Below are 19,644 nucleotides of genomic sequence, written 5' to 3'. Positions count from 1 at the left end.
TATTTTTAACCTCTTGCCTCTTGCCTCTTGCCTTTTGCCTTTTGCCTCTTACCTACTCCCTGCTCCCTACTCCCTGCTCCCTAAAAACCTATAACTTTGTAGCTCACAAGTTGTATAATTGCTATAAAAGTAGATGTTGGTATAAATTTTATGGAGCAAGTCTTGTGGTGAAATCCCCTACTCCCGTAATAACTCAACTACCTATTCTGGAAAATGGCGATCGCTTAAGTAGAGTAGAATTTGAACGACGCTATCATCAAACGCCTGAAATTAGGAAGGCGGAGTTAATTGAGGGGGTAGTTTATGTGGCATCACCAGTTAGGGTCAATAAGCATGGTCAACCTCATGGTAGGATTATTACCTGGCTAGGGACATATGAAGCCGCAACCCCTGGCATTATGCTGTGTGACAATTCTACAGTGCGGCTAGATTTTGATAATGAACCCCAACCAGATGCTTTGTTGCGCATTGAACAAGACAAAGGTGGACAGTCGCGAATTAGTGAGGATGATTACATTGAAGGTGCGCCGGAGTTGATTGTGGAGGTTGCCGCTAGTAGTGCTTCCTATGACCTCTATGATAAGCTGCGAGCCTATCGTCGGAATGGAGTGAAAGAGTATTTAGTTTGGCTAACCCAGGAGCGGAAGTTTCGCTGGTATGTGTTGCGCGAAGGGGAATATGTGCAACAGCAGCCAGATGCAGGTATATTGAGTAGCCAGGTGTTTCCTGGATTGCGCTTAGGGGTGGAGGCTTTATTAGCTGGAAAGATGCAGCAGGTGTTGGCGGTATTGCAAGAAGGGATAGATTCCGAGATGCATCAAGAGTTTGTAGCGCGATTAGCTTCTGTTTAAGTTAAATCAAAATGCTATGCTCAAACTATCAGGTTCAACAGAGGATCATGTACCAAACTGACCCACCCCGTCCTCCCAGGGAAACTATGCCCACTATGTATGATCTACCTAGTGAAGACCCAGAGGAGCCTGGTTTGCCTGACGAATTTCATGACTTCCAACCCCAGCTATTACGGGAAACTTGCCAACCTCCCAACTACCCTAGGGAGGAAATGTTCATTGGTACAGACCTGAATTTATATTACGATAGCCGTAATTCCTTATGGCACAAGCGACCGGATTGGTTTCTGGTATTGGGTGTGACTCCCGCTCAACAACAACAAGACCTGCGCTGGAGTTATGTGGTTTGGCAGGAAGGAAAAGCACCATTTTTGGTAGTGGAACTCCTATCACCAGGTACGGAAGCGGAAGATTTAGGACAAACCCTAAGGTCTGCGAACAAGCCACCTACTAAATGGCAAGCTTATGAGCAATATATGCGGATTCCTTACTATGTGGTTTTTGACCGTTACGATAACCAGTTGCGGGTGTTTCAATTAATGCCCATACAGTATCAGGCGGTAGAACTTTCTGAACCGAAATTTTGGTTTCCAAGACTGGAATTAGGGTTAGGAGTTTGGCAAGGGAAATATCAAGAAACAGAAGGGTTGTGGCTGCGTTGGTATGATGGCGCAGGTAATTGGATTCCAACTTCAGCAGAACGGGCAGAACAGGAACACCAACGGGCTGAACGATTGGCAGAACGATTGCGTAGCCTTGGGGTTAATCCTGATGATTTGTAATTATAGGGAGTAGGGAGTAGGGAGTAGGGAGTAGGGAGTAGGGAGTAGGGAGTAGGGGGAAGAGTTTTAGCTATCAGCTATCAGCTATCAGCTATCAGCTTTTGAATAAAATGAAACAGGCAAGATGCCTGTTCTACACTTGAGGCAACAGGCAAGATGCCGGTTCTACACTTGAGGCAACAGGCAAGATGCCTGTTCTACACTGGGGACACAGGCAAGATGCCGGTTCTACACTTGAGGCAACAGGCAAGATGCCTGTTCTACACTGGGGACACAGGCAAGATGCCGGTTCTACACTTGAGGCAACAGGCAAGATGCCTGTTCTACACTCTTCTCCCCCCTGCTCCCGATTCCCAATTCCCGATTCCCGATTCCCGATTCCCGATTCCCGATTCCCAATTCCCGATTCCCGATTCCCGATTCCCGATTCCCGATTCCCGATTCCCGATTCTAAATTCGCGCATTCCCTGCTCCCTACTCCCTACTCCCTACTCCCTTTGCGATATGAATATACTGACTGACTTAGTTAAAGCACTGCTACGGTATCAAGGAAGAGATTGGCAGAGCTTTGATCCGATTACCCTTCGGAAAGCGGGGATGCCTGGAGTGGAGCCAGATGCTTGTTTCTACATCCAAAATTATCAAGCAATTTTAGGAAAGCGACGACTAGACCTGAGCCAAGATCCACCACCGGATCTCGCCCTAGAAATTGACCTGACTTCAATTACTGATATTAATGACTACATTCCCCTAGCTGTTCCAGAAGTTTGGATTTACAAAGCTGACACAATTCATATCTATCGATTTGAAAGCGATCGCTATTTAGAGGTTCAAACTAGCCAAATTTTTCCAAATTTCCCGGTGAAAGAAACCATTCCCCAATACATTAATAGGGCATGGCAGTTTGGTTCTAGTGTGGCTCTGCGAGAATTTGTTGGACTTCTTGGAGAAGAAGGGAGTAGGGAGTAGGGAGTAGGGAATAGGGAATAGGGAGTAGGGAGTCGGGAGTCGGGAGTCGGGAGAAAAGTTTCAGGGTAAGCTATAGCGCTACGCGCAAGGCAAGAGGCAAGATGCCTATTCTACTCTTGGGGCACAGGCAAGATGCCTGTTCTACTCTTGGGGCACAGGCAAGATGCCTGTTCTACTTTTGGGGCACAGGCAAGATGCCTGTTCTACTTTTGGGGCACAGGCAAGATGCCTGTTCTACTCTTGGGGCACAGGCAAGATGCCTGTTCTACTCTTGGGGCACAGGCAAGATGCCTGTTCTACTCTTGGGGCACAGGCAAGATGCCTGTTCTACTTTTGGGGCACAGGCAAGATGCCTGTTCTACTTTTGGGGCACAGGCAAGATGCCTGTTCTACTGTTGGGACACAGGCAAGATGCCTGTTCTACTTTTGGGGCACAGGCAAGATGCCTGTTCTACTCTTGGGGCACAGGCAAGATGCCTGTTCTACTTTTGGGGCACAGGCAAGATGCCTGTTCTACCATTGCCTTACCACATTTCCCATACTCTTATCCCTACTCACCATACTCCCTGTTTCCGATTCTAAATTCGCGCATTCTAAATTCCAAATTCTAAATTCCCTGCTCCCTGCTCCCTGCTCCCTGCTCCCTGCTCCCTATTCCCTGTTCCCTGTTCCCTGTTCCCTAAAATCCCAAAAGTTGATCACCGAATTTAGAACCCCTATAAAATGAGTCAATCAACACCTCAAACCAAACGATGTCAACGGAACCGGAAGCGTTCTAAACGAAGAACTATTTTATGTCCGATTCATGGTTCCTACCTTGATAGCGTTAGTCAGAAGTATCGGTTGTTTGCTGACCGGCCAGGACAACTTCAGGCGCGTGGTGTTAAACAAAAATATGCCTTGATGCTGATAGCCAGTAAAACCACGGTAGCTATCGAAGGAGAATGGCTAGAGGCTTTTTGGTGTAGTGAGTGCCAGGAAACCAAGTGGTATCACGTGTGCAAGAGTGGCGATCGCATTTATAAGGTATCGTTGGCTCCTGCTGAGTTATGGCAGCAGGTAACAGGGGTGATTGATCCGAATGGCAACTCTTCAGTGGGAGAGTTTACCCGTCGCCAGTCTAAACGAATTGGTTTTCATGGGATTAAGGATTTTGGGGCGATTTAGTTTTTTAGATGAGTAGTTATGATAAATTACTAGCTAAAGTATAGGCAAAATGCCAAGGGCAAGAGGTAAGAGTCGTCAACTAGTAGAGTTGATTAATAACAGAGGCAATCAGTTGAGTTTATTCTTTAATAGTTTCTAAAACAAACTTTGGCATTTTGCCTCTTGCCCAGAAGTGTTTAACGTTTTAATTTTAAACACTTATGAGAATATTATTGCTGATCAAACGCTGATTAATTTCCAGTTAAATGGGAATTAATTTTTGATGCATAATAACTACTGACTAGTGACTCCTAAATTTTAGAGCTTTTAATTCAAGGTGCAAGATATAGCAGTCGCCAGGGCAGTTAGGACATGACAAAAGTCTCAAACCTAAATAAGCGCAAGAGTTTGACTTCTGACTTCTGACTTCTGACTTCTGACTTCTGCTATATCAGTTAGAGAAGCGTTAACGATGAATCGCTTTTTGAGCTTATTAGTTTCACTATAGATTATTTACATAAAAAATTAAGCTTTTCTATGAAAAAATTACTGGTAACAGGCTCCTCAGGATTGATTGGGTCTGAAGTTTGTGGTTACTTTGCTCAACAAGGTTGGCAAATTCACGGTATTGATAATAATCAACGGGCTGTTTTCTTCGGTTCCCAAGGGGATACACGCTGGAATCAGCAGCGGTTGCAAGAGACAATTCAAGATTTTGTTCATCATGAATTCGATATACGCGATCGCAAAGGTATTTTAGACCTAATGGCGCAGCTCAAGCCAGACGCGATTGTACATACAGCAGCCCAGCCTTCCCACGACCGCGCCGCAGCAATTCCTTTCGCTGACTTTGATACCAACGCAGTGGGAACTTTGAACTTGCTAGAAGCTGCGAAGCAATCTTGTCCAGAGTCGCCCTTTGTACACATGTCTACCAATAAAGTGTATGGCGATCGCCCCAATACTATTCAGCTTAAGGAACTAGACACTCGTTGGGATTATGACGACCCGGCTTACACCAACGGCATTCCCGAAACCTTTAGCATCGATCAATCAAAGCACTCTTTGTTTGGCGCATCCAAAGTTGCTGCTGATGTGATAGTGCAGGAATATGGTCGCTACTTTAACATGCCCACAGCTTGTTTACGGGGTGGTTGTCTGACCGGACCAAATCATTCCGGTGTGGAACTCCACGGTTTCCTAAGTTATCTGGTCAAGTGTAATCTCGAAGGTCGGGAATACAAGATTTTTGGCTACAAGGGTAAGCAAGTACGGGATAATATCCACTCTCTGGATGTGTCGCGGTTTATTCACGCTTTTATCGAAGCACCTCGAATAGCAGAAGTTTATAACATCGGTGGCGGAAAAGGCAATAGCTGTTCAATTCTGGAAGCATTTAAGCTGGCAGAGAAGTATAGTAGTAAAGCGATGCGCTATACCTATGTACAAGATAATCGGATTGGCGATCATATCTGTTATTACTCCGATTTGAGTAAGATGCGTGAGCATTACCCCAGTTGGGATATTTCGGTGTCGTTGGAAGAAACAATTCAGCAAATTGTGGAATCTTGGCAAGCTCGTTTGGCTAAATCAGCAGTAACCGTTTGAGTATATAGCAGTTTGGGATTTTGTTAAGTACATAGTTCTGGGGAGTAGGGAGCAGGGAGTAGGGAGTAGGGAGTAGGGAGTAGGGAGTAGGGAGTAGGGAGTAGGGAGTAGGGAGTAGGGAGTAGGGAGTAGGGAGTAGGGAGTAGGGAGTAGGGAGTAGGGAACAGAGAAGTCGGAAGAGGGAAAAAATCCTGATTATCTCTTGTCTGTTGCCTTTTGCATGGAAGCCTTTCCCTACACCTCCCTCTCTTTCCCTGTTCCCTGTTCGGCGTTGCTGAATAATGGAATGATTTTAAGAGTAGGTGCGCGCCTCCAAGGGCGCGAGCAATCCCTCGCGCCCTTGGGTCGCACCTGTAGAATGGGCATCTTGCCGTGGAATGGGCATCTTGCGTGGAACTGGCATCTTGCCAGTTTCAATATATTTTCGAGCGGGCAAGATGCCCACTCTACTCCGATTCATTACTTGACTGACGCAACGCCCCCTCTCTTTACCTGTTCCCTATTCCCTGTTCCCTGTTCCCTGTTCCCTTCAATTCTAGTTTCACATCTGATTTTAAAACGCTATATATTTGCTGACTAATTAATAGTAATTGTGACAAAACTGAAAAAACTCATTCCCAATTTGCGATCGCCAGCCTATCGTCTGGTCGGGGAGACAGCCCGGAAAAACTGGTGGCTGATTGGGATGAACCTGGTTACCAATCTCGTCAGTGCCGTCCTAGAGGGCAGCACCCTAGGTGTTATTTATCTGGCCGTGGGTTACCTAACGGGGACTGATGACCCTGGAACAGATACACCAACCAATCCAACCATAGCTAAAACCCTTGCTAAGATTCTGCCTTTGCCACCAGAGCAAATGTTTTTAGTATTAATCTTTGGGGCAGTGGTGCTGCAAATCGGCTTAAGTCTGAGTAACTATCTCAATAAGGTATCGACAGCTTACCTATCGGCCAAAGCACAGCCCTATGTGACGGGGAAAGTGTTTGAACGGATTATGACCTTTAGCTATGGCTGTGTGAGCCGCTATAAGGTCGGTGACCTAGTACTTTTTACCAATGATGCGGCTTTCGCAGTCGATCAAAATATCACACAATTCAACAATCTGGTGGTGAGTGTGTCATTCTCCTTGGTGTACCTGGTTATTATCGTGCGTCTATCCCCAATCTTGGCAGGGGCGGCAACGGTGCTGATTCTGGCGGTGGCTTATGTGCAGTACAAGCTGATTCCCCGATTACGACGAGTGGTAAAGCGGGTGACCGCAAGCCAGGTGGAGTCGGCTAAGTATATTACTCAGAGCATCCAGGCATTGAGGTTGTTGCATACCTTTGGTACCCAGCCACAGACACTAACGGGGGCAAATCAGATATTAGGTAAAATCGAGAAACAACTAAAAAAGCGGGCATTGGTCTTTTTCCTGCCGGAGCCAATTTTAGAGACTTTGCCCATGGTAGCCCTGGGAATTTTGGCGGCTTCAGCAGTACTATTTGAAGGGGGTAAGGCGACAATCCTACCCCTGTTGTTGACCTTTTTGCTGGCCTTGCAAAGGTTATCGGGGCGCTTGAGAGCAACTTCAAACACAATTACACTTTTTGTGGATAACAGCGCCCGGATGGTACGGTTAGAGATGATTTTAGACCAGCGGGATAAGGTATTTGAGCACTCGGGCACGGAGCCGTTTACACGGCTAAGGGAAGATATTGAGTTTAAGTCTATAAGCCTTTCCTATACTAACGATGATACGTTTGCCCTCAAGAATCTCACCTTTACTCTGCCTCGAAACAAAGTAACTGCTTTAGTAGGGGGGTCGGGGGCAGGTAAGTCTTCGATTATAGATTTGTTCCTTGGGCTGTATCAACCCACGGCAGGACATATTCTAGTCAATGGTCGTCCTCTAGCAGACTATTGCTTGGAAAACTGGCGGCAACAGATCGGGGTGGTCAGTCAAGATACGTTTATTTTTAATGACAGTATTTTAGAAAATTTGCGTTACGGTCGTCCGTCAGCAAGCTTGGATGAGGTGGTGGAAGCAGCTAAAGCAGCTCAAGCCCACAAGTTTATTTTGGCCTTGCCTGATGGATACGAAACCGTGGTGGGTGAGCGGGGCTATCGACTCTCGGGTGGACAGCGGCAACGATTGGCTCTGGCACGGGCATTAATTAAACAGCCAGAGATTTTAATCTTGGATGAGGCAACCAGTGCCTTAGATAGTGAATCCGAGAAGTTGATTCAGCAGGCATTGGAACAGTTCCAGAAGGAACGCACAGTGATTGTTGTGGCACACCGACTTTCAACCATTGCTGAGGCTGATCAGATTTTAGTGCTAGAGCGGGGAGAGCTTGTAGAGCACGGTACTCATAAGTCGCTTCTGCATCAAGGTGAGCGCTATGCAGGCTATTGGAAGTTGCAGAGTAGCCAGGTGGCAGTTTAAGGCAGTAGCTTGAAGCAGGGCTGTTTGATTCTTGACCCTAAAATTGATCAGGGAGTGGGGAGTGGGGAGCTTACAAGGCTAGGTTTTTTACATTTGGGTCGGCAGTCGGGAATCGGGAGTTGGGAGTTGCTGATAAGGGTAGGTTTTTAACTTTGACATCAGGTGTGGGGTGTGGGGTATAAGAAAATGTACCATTATTGTCGTTAAAAATCATCAAGACAATAAAAGTACGTACTCGCCCCTTTGTAAAAAACCTACCCTTGTAAGGGGCATCCTGCCCGCCCGAAAATATTCGGTGCGCTTGACTCATTAAGAATTAAATTCGCTCAAGGTGCGACCCGTTCGCGCACCTCCAGGAACAGGCAAGATGCCCATTCCACAAAACTCTTAAAATCATTCCATTATTAAGCAACGCCTCAGCTCCTTGATTTTTATAATCATTTTTATAATCACCCGTTCGCCCACACCCCACACCCTACCAAGTTCACCAGGTTACTGATCACCCAGTCAGGTATCTAAATGTAGGTACAGACGTGAAATAGATTCAACATTTCTGGTGTATTGTTATTTCTTGGAATACTCTCAATATTACTGCCACTGCTGAAATTGTCAGCTCTCTTAGAGAAAAGGGCTATTACTTCGCAGAAAGTGCATTAGATAAGATAGAGGCTGACCGGCTCTTAGAAGAAATCGACTTTGATGAGATTCTGATCAATAAAAATGACCTAGGTGTGGTTTGTTCAGGAAATCAGAAGTTTTTGAGCCATTGCCTGGCCAAGTCGAAGCGAGCCTAAGATTTGATTACGTCTCAACAGGTTTTAGATGTTTGTAATGCCTATTTCCAAGCAGGATATCAGCTGATAAATCACAGGTTCTGTCAGACCCGTCGAGGGTTTCATATGCCGTGGCACACAGACAATAATCTGCTGCAAGGTAGTCAGTTTTTGCGTAAGCACGAGATGCAATGTCTGGTATTTCTTATATATCTTTCCGAGCCAAATTTAAGCCCGTTTCAGTATATTGAGGGTTCCCACCTTTGGTCATCAAAGTATGACGATGAGATTTATATCAGCGATCGCTGGGTTCAGACGCACTATCAGCAGAATATCAGAACCTTTGAAATAAAGAAGGGCGACCTCATCATCTTTGATTTGCATGGTATTCATCGAGCACGCCCGTTTAAAGACAGACATCATGTTCGAAATAGTTTTCAGTTCCAGGTCGAGCAAATTAAAGATGAATATCTTGGCCATGGAGAGCAAAATCTGGTCAATGCTGGGTTTATCGATAACCCTAGTCCAGACCTTTTCAACTACTTAGGATTTGGCATTCAGCGAAACTATCCAGTCTTTCCGAATAGTTCAATCGCAACTATGGCTATTCCAGAACTAATGAAGTTATATAAGCAGCTTTTGCTCCTGACGCTTAAGGCAATCTCTAATAACCTAGCCAAAGGGCTGCTAACTGGAGAATGGGAGGTGAGTTTAAAACGTAAACTATGGCATCTTAAATTGCCAAGTTCAAACAGCAGAAAGAGTTGATTCAGCAGGCATTGGAACAGTTCCAGAAAGAACGAACAGTGATTGTTGTGGCCCATAGACTTTCGACCATTGCTGAGGCTGATCAAATCTTAGTGCTAGAGCGGGGAGAGGTTGTGGAGCACGGTACTCATAAGTCGCTTCTGCATCAAGGTGAGCGCTATGCACGCTATTGGAAATTGCAAAGTAGTCAGGTGGCAGCTTAAATCAGCAAACAAATCTTTCAAATGTCCCTATCCTAATTATTTTGAGTGGATGTAAAACACTTAAACGAAAAAAATGCCTCCAATTAAGCTATATTACTGTAATATCAAAAATTTTGGCGATCAGTTAAACAGAGATATATTCTCACACTATGGATATGATGTTGAACATACTTTACCAAATGAAGATCATGCAACTGCTATTGGCAGCATATTATAGAAGTTATCGTATAACTTTAGTGGTCTAATTTTAGGTTCTGGATTCATGTTTTCATCTTCTAGTAACTGTTTTACTAGTGCATCTATTATTGGTGTCAGAGGTCATTTAACTAGAAAGCGGGTTTTTGCTTCTCAGACAATTACCTTAGGAGATCCTGGACTGCTAGCACCTAATTGTTATGCAGAATCTTAAAAACAGTACGATTTAGGTTTAGTACCACATTATGTTGATGCATTAGATGAAAGAATTATTTCATTAAGCAAAGCAGAATCTAAAAATGTATTATTGATTGACGTAACACGTAACCCAAAAGAAGTCATTGCAGATATTACTCGATGCGAAGCTATAGCTTCATCGTCTCTCCACGGACTTATAATTGCAGACGCATTTGGTATTCCATCTATATGGATGCAACTGAGTAATAAAGTTTCAGGAAAGGGATTTAAGTTTAAAGACTACTATTCAGTTTTTGGAGAAACTCCCAACTGTCTAACAGGAAATGAAATTATCTCGATTAAACAGGTGAAGCAGAATACTAGAAAACGCTCATCAAAAATCTACAGGATCAAAGAAGAGTTGGACTTGATGTTTCACAACTTAAATTATTTACTAGAAAAACATCAATATATGATGCATAATAATTTTATTTATAGATATCATTATTGTAAACAAAAGCTAGATTAAAAACTTTCAATGACTATATCTAAAATAGACACAAAAATATAACTTTTTTTTAAAAAAAGTTATTGAAATCATAAAATATGAGAACTTAAGAGTGCTTAAATGTCCCTTCACCAAACCTATATTAAAAACCTCAACCTCAAGCAACACCAACCTCTTTGTTCCAAACCCTTACAATGGATGGAGCAACGAAAGCAGGAAGCTCGAAGAATAACCGAGGCGATGAACAGCCGTCCGTTTTCTTTCCTTCGTCTTGGTGACATGGATCTTACCTTACTCCTAGCCGCTCAAGATGGCTTCTCTGGCGAAGCGGACACTACTGATGGAGTAGTCGGCGGTACAAAACCATACGGAAATCCGGGTATCGGACTTCGCTATTCAGCAAGATTTTTGCAGGCTTTCCAAAATGCGGATTATGTAGACTTCCATCAACTTCTTTGGATTAATGAACAACTTTTACCCCAACTGAAGTTAAACCGAGATAATGAACTATTGTGTAATCCCACAAAAGAGACATCATACATTCTACCGACATGGATAGAAACAGAATTCAAGAACTATTGTGAGCATCGCCGTGTAGGAATTGCAGGAGCAGAGGCAAGTTTACTAAAAATTATATTTGAAAAGCAGGAGTATCGAAAAATCGCCCAAAATTATTGGTCTCCATCTGCTACCGTATTTTTTCATCAGGTTAGAAAGAATGGTCATAATTTAAATGATAATCTCGATCTTATAAAAGAAGATCTATGGGAGTTTGTACAAAAAAATAAAATTGACACATTGTTTCTGGCGCTAGGTGGCGGTGCCAAAATTCTCTGTTATGAACTGTCACAAGAATTGGGCATCTGCGCCATAGATTTTGGTGCAATGCTACGGATGCTTACCTACAGTGGTAGTGATGGCAATCGCGCTACCCGCTCCACACATACGCCTTTCCTTTTTCGTATTCCATTTAACTTGTATATGGATTGCTTAGAGCAGGCTATACCCGAGTTAGAACCAGCAACCCTACTGGCAAAAGCACACGCTCAGCTTATATTAGAAGTGCAGGAAAAAGAAGTCGGTTGGACTCACGCAGCACGAGAATATGATTTTTCATCTCAAAACTTGGAATGCTTTCAAAAGTCATTTAAAGAGTATAAGCAACGCTATAAATTCCTATTCAAAAAGAATCAATTAACTAGAAAAGAACGAATTGATTTTCTTCACTTCTGCGGACAGCATGGGCTGACCTTTGAAGGAAGATTTTTTTACTTAGTTTTTAAGACTAAAGCAACTATCAAAAAAATCTTGATGCAATTAGGTTGAACACCAAAAAATCAAACAGTTTTCTAGTTTACCATAATGCGTTCAAATCGCCCTATTTTAGTAACAGGTAGCAACCGCTCAGGCTCTACGTGGATTGGCAAAACAATTTCCTATTCTCCCTATGTTCGCTACATTCACGAACCATTTAATGTGGCAATTGCCGAGGGTACTTATAGTAAAAAAATACCACGTTTGTTTCACTACGTCACACCACAATAACAAGAGTTTTTTCATCATTATTTAAAGCAATTTATAAATATTGATAATAACTTAATTCAAGAGCTATCGGTTGCACTTAATCAAGTAAAAATACGTCCTACAGCGTCAAAAATAGTTCGTTATTATTTTCCTGGCTTTTTAGGAGTTCGTCCCTTAGTAAAAGACCCCATTGCAATTTTTTCTACTGAGTGGTTAGCGACACAATTTGATATGGATGTTGTGGTAATTATCCGTCATTATGCTGCCTATGTTTGGAGTGTATTAAAAGATCCAACTCATATGCATTCGTTTCAATCAGTTTTTATTGAGCAGCCAAAACTACTCGAAAAATTATCTGATTTAGAAACTGAAATTGTTGCTGCAATAGATGAAACAATGCCACTTTGGCAACGGGCAGCTGTTTTTTGGAAAGCAATTTATGCAATGGTAGTTAGTTACCGTAAGCAATATCCAAATTGGCTGTTCTATCGTTATGAAGACTTAGCTCTTGCTCCTTTAGAGGGATTTCGTAGTTTGTGCCAAGATTTGAATCTTGAATTTACGGACAATGTAGAGCAGATAATTAAACATCACGCTATTAATGAATTACCAGAAGAGCAAGATTTAAACTCTCATGTGAAACGGTTTCGCAGTGATAAACATGTCTATGATTGGAAGCAATTTCTTGAGCAAGAACAAATTTTAGCTATTAGACATATAACTGAACCAATAGCTTCAGAGTTTTATGGTGAAGGCGATTGGTAGCCTTGATATTTAAATGACTATTCTTCATATTAACCAAACTGATAAAATAGGTGGAGCTGCGATCGCAGCCTATCGTATTCATCAAGGGCTACTGAGAAATGAAATCGACTCTAGATTTTTGGTTGATTCTGCAATCACTAATAGCAGTCGCGTAGCTAAAGTTCCTCCTCGGGGTAAGATAGATGATCAGCTTCGTAAACTCACGACAGCTTTTGGTTTAAATAATATTTATATAACTAACAGTGCAGAAATTTGCCAACATCCATTTTATGAAAATGCCGATGTCCTCCACTTTCATAATCTGCATACTGGTTATCTCAACTATCTGGCTTTGCCTAGTATTACTCGTAACAAGCCAGCCGTGTTAACACTGCATGACATGTGGAGTTTTACAGGACACTGTGCCTATAGTTTTGATTGTAAACGTTGGCAGAGCGGATGTGGTTCATGTCCTTATCTAGACACAGATCCTGCTATAACAAGGGACGCTACTGCGATTGAGTGGAAACTTAAACAGTGGAGCTATCGGCGATCTAATTTAGCTGCAATTATTGCTACTAGCCAATGGAACGCTGCACAAGCAAAACAAAGCATACTTAGTCATATACCAGTTCACTATATTCCTCTTGGTGTAGATATAGAAGCTTATCAGCCCTTTGATACTAAACAATGTCGCTCCTTATTGGGATTACCTACTAACAAGAAGGTTTTGATGTTTGGGGCGCAAAATCTAACCAACTCTCGTAAAGGAGGAGACCTTCTACTTAAAGCACTTTCAAGTTTACCTCAATCTCTCAAAGGGGAAATAGTACTGCTGACTTTAGGAGATGGAGGTGAAGTAATCAGTGAATCAGTTGGTATACAAACACAAAACTTAGGTTTTGTTAGTAGTGATCACCTTAAAGCAATAGCTTATTCTGCTGCTGATCTATTTTTATTTCCCACTCGTGCTGATGCTTTTGGGTTAGTAGCCCTAGAAGCTATGGCTTGTGGTACTCCTACAGTTAGTTTTAAAGTAGGTGGTGTTCCTGATTTGGTACGACCAGGAACCACCGGGTATTTAGCAGAACCTGAGAATGTTGAAGATTTCTGTAACGGTATTATTCAACTCCTAACAGATCACAATTTGCGTGAGTACATGAGTCAACAGTGCCGAAAAGTGGCGGTTGCAGAGTATTCTTCAAAACTTCAAACTGAGAGACACATAAATCTATACCGTTCAATCTTAGAGGAAAGCAAGGATCGGCTAAGTAAACCAACAAGCTAATTTTACCAATCTTGGCTAGTATCGTAAAAAAAACTATCCTTAATAATCTCTTCAAACGAGTAAAGACAACGTTCTGGAAACCTTCGCAATTGTAAATCGCTTTCTCGTAAAGCCAAATCAACACATGCTTCATAGCCATTTATCATTGCTTCTTCCAACCGAGACTTTAAGCTCGGATTTTGCTGCAAATGCCGTTTAATAGCCCGACGTTGCTCTCTAATACTCAAAACCAACATACCAGTATGGTAACTTGTAAATCCCTTATTAAGCCGGAGATTATTGTCATCTCTTCCGTACAACCTGCGCCAACTAGTGCAGGAGAAATCCTACTGCACCGCCATCTAAGTCAGCTAGATGGGTGGAAGGTTTCAGTGGTGCCCAATCCCCAAGACTTACCAACAAGATTAGTAAAAAGGCTGAATCGCACTCGATTTCATACCTGGGGCAACAATTTAAATGTTCTCACTCATGGTCGCAGTTGGGATCCCCTGTGCCATTCTCACCAACTATCAAGCCAAAAAGCAATTGTGCTCACTGTTGCTCATGGTGATGGCTGCTGGGCGGCTTTGCGCTTTGCCAAAAAACATGGCTTGCCCCTAGTAACTATTTTCCATGACTGGTGGCCAGATTTACCTATTGTTCATGCCCCTTTTCGGCAACTAATCGCACGGCGTTTCCAGCAGCTTCATGATAGCTCAGACTTGGTACTTTGCGTCAGTGAAGGCATGCAAAACGCTTTAGGTTCGCATCCCAATAGTCAAATTCTTTATCCCATTCCAGCTTCTCTACCATCTGAACCAAGATCTAATAATTCCATAGTCGATAAATCTCGTCCCTTGCGAGTTGTGTATTCTGGAAATCTCTATGAATATGGCCCAATGTTAGGGGAGTTGTTGCAGGGAGTTAAAGATCATCCTAGTTTACAGGTACAGCTTCGGGGAAAAAACCCTAATTGGTCGGCAGATGTTCAAAAGGAAATGCGAGAGCGCGGTTTGTGGCTAGACTTTGCACCCAGATCTGAGTTGAACCAGTGGCTAAGTTCAGCCGATGCTTGTTTGGTGACCATGAGTTTTGATCCTGCTATGAGGCGGCGCATGGAAACGAGTTTTCCTTCTAAATTGCCTGAATATGCTCAATTTTGTAAACCGATTGTGATTTGGGGACCAGAGTATGCTTCGGCGGTGCGTTGGGCTAAGGAAGGTAATAAGGCCATCTGTGTGACTAGGGAAAATCCAGCTGAATTAGTTTCAGCCCTTGAAAAACTCCAGAGAACTGCTGAGTTCCGCAAGCATTATGCTAAGCAGACTTGCCTGGCTGCTCAAAAACAGTTTAATCCATTAGTAATTCAAGAAGCTTTTTGTAAGGCAATTAGCGATTTGGTTTTTATTTAAAGATGCCAAAATTATAACAAAACTGGTGAATGAAACTAATTCAGTTTTTGAAACTATGCCTGATGTTAGTATTATTGTCCCTCTTTACAATAAAGCCCCTTATATAGGTGCAGCGATCAATTCTGTCCTTGCACAAACCATTACTGATTGGGAACTGTGGGTCGTAGATAATAACTCTACAGATAACGGCTTAGAAATCGTCCAAAAATATTGTGACCCGAGAATCCATCTTATTTCATGTCCTAAACGTACAGGTGGGCCTGGAGCACCTCGCAACGTGGGGTTAAGGCATGCAACAGGAACCTGGGTCTTATTTCTAGATGCTGACGACACGATAGAATCGACTCATTTAGAAAATTTATTGTCGCCTGTTGAGGATCATCCTGACGCAGCTATCATTGCCGGACATTGGCAAGAATATACTAATTCAAATCCACAACAGCGCACCTTGAAAGCACCTGCTGGCTATGGTTCAACAGCTTCTGGCTTTCCTGATGGAGCAATTGCCTTTGCTTCCTGGGCAGTGCATTCAGCAATAGTTAGGCGAGATATTTTGCATACACCATTTATTTGGGTTGAAGCGCTTGACCGTTATATGAGTGAAGACACAGCCTTTTGGTTTCGCCTTACTTCTACATTCTCGGTAGCATATACTGCTAGCGCTGGTGCACTCTATCGCCAAGAAATTGAAGACAACCGAAATCAGCCAGATGTTCTGGCTTTATGGTTTCAATCTATGAAGGCAATTACTACCGCTAACATAGAGTTTCTTAGTCAACAACAGCGATCGCTAACCGCAAAACATTGTGAAAGTCTCATGCGTCTCTACTCAGATATTTATCTGAAGGCACGACTACAAAATGACGCCACAACTGCTCATGAAGCAATGAAAATCGCTAAGGAATGGCTCAAAGAATGCTCAAATCGAAAAGGTTGTAGGTCTTTTTCACTCAGGGTAAGGGAAGTACTAGGATTGCATCGATTCCTTTCTATCATGTATTGGCAACAAAATTTAGTCACAACAGTTAAGGTGAATTATTTATGATATTTGGAATTGTAGTAACAACTATCTACAGTGGTAACTTTCTCGACGAATATTTCGAGCATTTCAAAGCAAGAAACCAGCTTGATCAGGTTCGCTTTTATATTGTTGGCGATCTATCTACACCTCCTGAGTGTCGTCAGCGAGTCGAAAAGTATCAGGGGGAGGGGTTGCCTTGGTTTTATCTCGGCCAAGAAGAACAGAATAAATTTTTAGCTCCATTTCCAGAACTAGCAGCTGAGATTCCTTGGAAAACTGATAACCGTCGGAATGTAGGGTTTCTAATGGCCTACCGCGATCGCTGTGATGCCATTATTGCCATTGATGATGACAACTATCCTCGGGCTGATTGGCCATTTTTAGAAGGTCATCAACATGTTGGCAAACAGACTACCTTACCGACAGCGACTGGCTATCAACAGTGGTTCAACCTCTGCACCATGATGGATGTTAACTGTGAACGCCAAGGTGTCAGCGGCACTGTGTATGCCCGTGGTTTTCCCTACAAGCGACGTGATCCTCGCTGTAGCAACATTGATACGACCTCTAGTACTGGTCTAGTTAGCATTAATGCTGGTCTATGGTCTGGAGATCCTGATGTGGATGCAGCTACCCGCTTAGTCACTGGATGTGCGGCAGAAGCCCAATTTAGCCAAAGTGTGCTTCTAGCTCCAGAAACACTAATGCCTATAAATACCCAAAATACTGCGTTAATTCGAGATGCAATTCCAGCTTACTATTATGTGAAGATGGGGCATCCAGTTGGAGGAATGAAGCTCGACCGCTTTGGTGATATTTTTAGTGGTTTCTTTGTTCAGAAATGTGCCCAAGCTGTCGGCCATCGAGTACGCATAGGTAGTCCTGTAGTAGAGCATCGTCGTTCATTTCACAATCTCTACAAAGATCTCTGGAATGAACTAGCAGGCATGGTGGTAATTGACGATATGTTACCACTATTAGAGAAACCGTTACCTACAGCCACAACCTATAGCGAAGCTGCCGTATGTTTAGCTTCATGGATCATGGAGTGGAGCCATAGACAGAAAGGCTTTTTATGGGACGCAGCACTTGAGCAATATTTCTCAAATGTTGCTCGTAATATTGAACTTTGGGTATCTGTTTGTCGAGAATTAGATTCATAATGACTTCTCTTGTTTCAACTGTCTTAAACGATCGTGAGGGTCTCAAGTTGTTTTTTCAACAAATGGAAAAACAAACACGCTACCCTAAGGAAATTGTTATTGTTGATGGTGGTTCTTCCGATGGTTCGTGGGAGTTAATGCAAACCTATGCTGAGCAAGGAACTATCCCTTTGCGATGCTATCAAGATGTAGGTTGCAATGTGGCTAGAGGACGCAATTTAGCCATTCAATATGCAAAACATGACCTTATCATTTCCACTGATATTGGCTGTGAGTGGGATCCGGAATGGCTTCAAGAACTCGTTGCTCCGCTAGAAGCTGACTCTAGTGTTGATTATGTAGTTGGTAGCTGGTCTGTTAAGCCCGACTCAGTTCATACACCCTGGGCTAAAACTGAGTTAGTGCTGCGAGGGCATGTTTTTATTGCAACGCCTGAAGCAAATGCAACATCGCGCTCAGTTGCATATCGCAAACAGGCATGGGAAAACGTTGGAGGTTACCCAGAAGATCTGACGCTGGCAGCTGACGACACAGTTTTTGACTACTTAATTAAAAAGCATTGCATTAAGTCAGCTGCAGCACCTATCGTGCGCTGCTATTGGCACAGATTTGAGCGCTTACAGCAATATCTCAAAGAAGAGAAGCGCAACTTCTTCGGTGATGGAGAAGCCATGACCCGCAATAACTACTTTGTCTTAGTGGGGGGCAGATTATTGCTTGAAGTTCTAGGTGTAGCCAGCGTAAGTCTGCTCCTCCTTGACACGCCTTTATCCTATCTAACTCTTGTAGGGCTGCTTTTTAGCCTAATATCCATTAGCCATCGCATATTAAAATTTAGCCCCAAGGCTCAACAACTGGCTCAGTTAGGAGTCTCATTTGCACTATTTCATCTGATAGCTTTCCATTATCTTGCAAAACTGTGGGCATTATGGGGCTATGTCAAAGGGTATTTACATGGTGCTAAACACTGTCAAGACTGTCGTCGTCGTTTGCATAAACCTTTAGAGGCTTTGCTTTGAGACTATAGCGGTTTTTAGCCTAATGAAGTACACAGAATTTTTTACCTCTTCCCTCTTCTGACTTTACTGCTACCTTCTCCTTCCTCCCTGCTCCCTGTTCCCTGCTCCCTAAAACCAAAAAACTTGTACCTTACTAGCTTAAAAACCGCTATAATGAGCATTCCAATCATTTTTATCCACCATGGTAATGCTGACTGTCTTTTTTATGCAGTTTGGCATGCCAAACAGACCAATCCAAACTCTCGAATTATACTATTAGGTGATAAGGCAAATGCCCATTTCATCTGGTTACTAGGCATTGAGCACTACTACACAAAGAACTATACCCAAAGCGCTCAGTTATCTTTGAAGAACTATATCCATCTGAGTACAAACGGTGAAGAATTTGAGAGATTTTGCATTGCTCGATGGTTCATTCTCCATGAATTTTTAACACAGAATTCAGATATTGGTCGGTGTGTCTATCTGGATTCCGATATTTTAGTGTACGATTCATTAGATGAGCCAGCCCAGAACTTGTCTAAATTTGGCATGACGATGGTGTTTTATTCAGCCCATACAAATTTTATAAATCAGCCGAATTTGTTAGGTGAATTCTGTAGTTTTATTCGCCGACACTATGATGAGGAAGATTTGAGGCAATGGTTACGGTGTCATCATGAAAATTTTATCGCTGAAGCGGGATGCGGTGGCATTTCCGATATGACGTTTTTCCATAAATTTACCCTCAGTAATCCTGATAAGATTGCGACCCTTTTTAAACCGATGTTAATTAATTCAAAGCTCTGCACATTTGATGAGCGTATTGATTCAGATGCAGGTGGTTATCAACTCAAATCAGATGGTTTAAAGTTGATTAATTGGCAGCAATATATTCCATATGGAAAACATAAATTATCGGGAAAAATTATTAAATTTTTTACACTTCATTTTCAAGGAAGAAATAAACAAATAATGGTAAGTTTTGTATCTATAATAAATTACATTTTTTATATAAAAAAAGCCATTAATAATATTATCTTATTAAAGACAAATACTTATAATAAGTTACAACGATTCTTCAAAAGAATATAGCTTAAATTTATA

The 19,644-nt window shown here is 42.6% G+C and carries 21 protein-coding genes and 1 pseudogene; 20 read left to right on the top strand and 2 right to left on the bottom strand.

Annotated features, from left to right (window positions below):
• The first annotated feature begins 164 nt into the window (after positions 1-164).
• The 8 genes from F6K51_RS02355 (at position 165) to F6K51_RS02320 (ending at position 7,784) form a co-directional block, all read left to right on the top strand.
• The gene (locus F6K51_RS02355; protein WP_293017888.1) at positions 165-851 is read left to right on the top strand and encodes a Uma2 family endonuclease; all 687 of its coding nucleotides are present in this window, start codon (positions 165-167) and stop codon (positions 849-851) included.
• Positions 852-898: 47 nt separating this feature from the next.
• Positions 899-1,633, top strand: a complete 735-nt coding sequence (locus F6K51_RS02350; protein ID WP_293017742.1) for a Uma2 family endonuclease — start codon at positions 899-901, stop codon at positions 1,631-1,633.
• Positions 1,634-1,915: 282 nt separating this feature from the next.
• On the top strand, positions 1,916-2,602 hold the full coding sequence (locus tag F6K51_RS02345) for a Uma2 family endonuclease (RefSeq protein ID WP_293017741.1): 687 nt from the start codon (positions 1,916-1,918) through the stop codon (positions 2,600-2,602).
• A 163-nt stretch (positions 2,603-2,765) separates the two neighbouring features.
• Positions 2,766-3,329, top strand: a complete 564-nt coding sequence (locus F6K51_RS02340; protein WP_293017739.1) for a hypothetical protein — start codon at positions 2,766-2,768, stop codon at positions 3,327-3,329.
• Positions 3,326-3,769, top strand: coding sequence for a hypothetical protein (locus F6K51_RS02335; RefSeq protein ID WP_293017737.1), 444 nt, complete (start codon positions 3,326-3,328; stop codon positions 3,767-3,769). Before F6K51_RS02340 ends, F6K51_RS02335 begins: the two co-directional genes overlap by 4 nt.
• Before the next feature lie 516 nt (positions 3,770-4,285).
• Entirely contained in the window at positions 4,286-5,356 is a 1,071-nt protein-coding gene (locus tag F6K51_RS02330) for an NAD-dependent epimerase/dehydratase family protein (protein ID WP_293017735.1), read from the top strand.
• Positions 5,357-5,558: 202 nt separating this feature from the next.
• Positions 5,559-5,936 (top strand): hypothetical protein, encoded by a 378-nt coding sequence (locus F6K51_RS02325; RefSeq protein ID WP_293017733.1) that lies wholly within the window; start codon positions 5,559-5,561, stop codon positions 5,934-5,936.
• A gap of 12 nt (positions 5,937-5,948) precedes the next feature.
• The gene (locus tag F6K51_RS02320; protein WP_293017731.1) at positions 5,949-7,784 is read left to right on the top strand and encodes an ABC transporter ATP-binding protein; all 1,836 of its coding nucleotides are present in this window, start codon (positions 5,949-5,951) and stop codon (positions 7,782-7,784) included.
• A gap of 70 nt (positions 7,785-7,854) precedes the next feature.
• On the opposite strand, the gene F6K51_RS02315 is transcribed toward F6K51_RS02320, so the two are convergent.
• Positions 7,855-8,001: a hypothetical protein gene (locus tag F6K51_RS02315; protein WP_293017729.1), complete on the bottom strand. Its 147-nt coding sequence runs from the start codon at positions 7,999-8,001 to the stop codon at positions 7,855-7,857.
• A 580-nt stretch (positions 8,002-8,581) separates the two neighbouring features.
• On the opposite strand from F6K51_RS02315, the gene F6K51_RS02310 reads away from it, so the two are divergent.
• The 7 genes and pseudogenes from F6K51_RS02310 to F6K51_RS02280 all read left to right on the top strand — a co-directional run bounded on the left by F6K51_RS02310 (position 8,582) and on the right by F6K51_RS02280 (position 13,964).
• Positions 8,582-9,325, top strand: coding sequence for a phytanoyl-CoA dioxygenase family protein (locus F6K51_RS02310; protein WP_293017727.1), 744 nt, complete (start codon positions 8,582-8,584; stop codon positions 9,323-9,325).
• Complete coding sequence (locus F6K51_RS02305) at positions 9,322-9,528, top strand: hypothetical protein (RefSeq protein WP_293017725.1); 207 nt, start codon at positions 9,322-9,324, stop codon at positions 9,526-9,528. Before F6K51_RS02310 ends, F6K51_RS02305 begins: the two co-directional genes overlap by 4 nt.
• Before the next feature lie 448 nt (positions 9,529-9,976).
• A pseudogene (locus F6K51_RS02300) lies at positions 9,977-10,429 on the top strand (polysaccharide pyruvyl transferase family protein); the annotation flags it as partial.
• A gap of 99 nt (positions 10,430-10,528) precedes the next feature.
• Positions 10,529-11,734: a hypothetical protein gene (locus F6K51_RS02295; protein WP_293017723.1), complete on the top strand. Its 1,206-nt coding sequence runs from the start codon at positions 10,529-10,531 to the stop codon at positions 11,732-11,734.
• Between the two features lie 36 nt (positions 11,735-11,770).
• Positions 11,771-11,953 carry a hypothetical protein gene (locus F6K51_RS02290; protein ID WP_293017721.1) on the top strand — a complete coding sequence of 61 codons (183 nt, stop codon included), beginning with the start codon at positions 11,771-11,773 and terminating at the stop codon, positions 11,951-11,953.
• Positions 11,954-12,163: 210 nt separating this feature from the next.
• On the top strand, positions 12,164-12,697 hold the full coding sequence (locus F6K51_RS02285; RefSeq protein WP_293017719.1) for a sulfotransferase domain-containing protein: 534 nt from the start codon (positions 12,164-12,166) through the stop codon (positions 12,695-12,697).
• 13 nt (positions 12,698-12,710) lie between these two features.
• Positions 12,711-13,964 (top strand): glycosyltransferase family 4 protein, encoded by a 1,254-nt coding sequence (locus F6K51_RS02280; protein WP_293017717.1) that lies wholly within the window; start codon positions 12,711-12,713, stop codon positions 13,962-13,964.
• A 2-nt stretch (positions 13,965-13,966) separates the two neighbouring features.
• Here F6K51_RS02280 and F6K51_RS02275 read toward each other — a convergent pair whose 3' ends face one another.
• Complete coding sequence (locus F6K51_RS02275; protein ID WP_293017715.1) at positions 13,967-14,200, bottom strand: DUF29 family protein; 234 nt, start codon at positions 14,198-14,200, stop codon at positions 13,967-13,969.
• Between the two features lie 6 nt (positions 14,201-14,206).
• Between F6K51_RS02275 and F6K51_RS02270 the strand changes: the two genes are divergently transcribed.
• The 5 genes from F6K51_RS02270 to F6K51_RS02250 all read left to right on the top strand — a co-directional run bounded on the left by F6K51_RS02270 (position 14,207) and on the right by F6K51_RS02250 (position 19,632).
• Positions 14,207-15,355, top strand: coding sequence for a glycosyltransferase (locus tag F6K51_RS02270; RefSeq protein ID WP_293017713.1), 1,149 nt, complete (start codon positions 14,207-14,209; stop codon positions 15,353-15,355).
• A 25-nt stretch (positions 15,356-15,380) separates the two neighbouring features.
• The gene (locus F6K51_RS02265; protein ID WP_293017711.1) at positions 15,381-16,400 is read left to right on the top strand and encodes a glycosyltransferase family 2 protein; all 1,020 of its coding nucleotides are present in this window, start codon (positions 15,381-15,383) and stop codon (positions 16,398-16,400) included.
• A complete protein-coding gene (locus F6K51_RS02260; RefSeq protein WP_293017709.1) occupies positions 16,397-17,539 on the top strand; it encodes a hypothetical protein in 1,143 nt (380 codons plus the stop codon). Before F6K51_RS02265 ends, F6K51_RS02260 begins: the two co-directional genes overlap by 4 nt.
• The gene (locus F6K51_RS02255; protein ID WP_293017707.1) at positions 17,539-18,558 is read left to right on the top strand and encodes a glycosyltransferase; all 1,020 of its coding nucleotides are present in this window, start codon (positions 17,539-17,541) and stop codon (positions 18,556-18,558) included. Before F6K51_RS02260 ends, F6K51_RS02255 begins: the two co-directional genes overlap by 1 nt.
• A gap of 153 nt (positions 18,559-18,711) precedes the next feature.
• On the top strand, positions 18,712-19,632 hold the full coding sequence (locus F6K51_RS02250) for a hypothetical protein (RefSeq protein WP_293017706.1): 921 nt from the start codon (positions 18,712-18,714) through the stop codon (positions 19,630-19,632).
• The last annotated feature ends 12 nt before the right edge of the window (positions 19,633-19,644 follow it).

This window comes from Moorena sp. SIO3I8 (assembly GCF_010692325.1).
Taxonomy (GTDB): domain Bacteria; phylum Cyanobacteriota; class Cyanobacteriia; order Cyanobacteriales; family Coleofasciculaceae; genus Moorena.
Note: the sequence above shows the minus strand (reverse complement) of the source record. Positions and strands in the feature narration are given on the sequence as shown.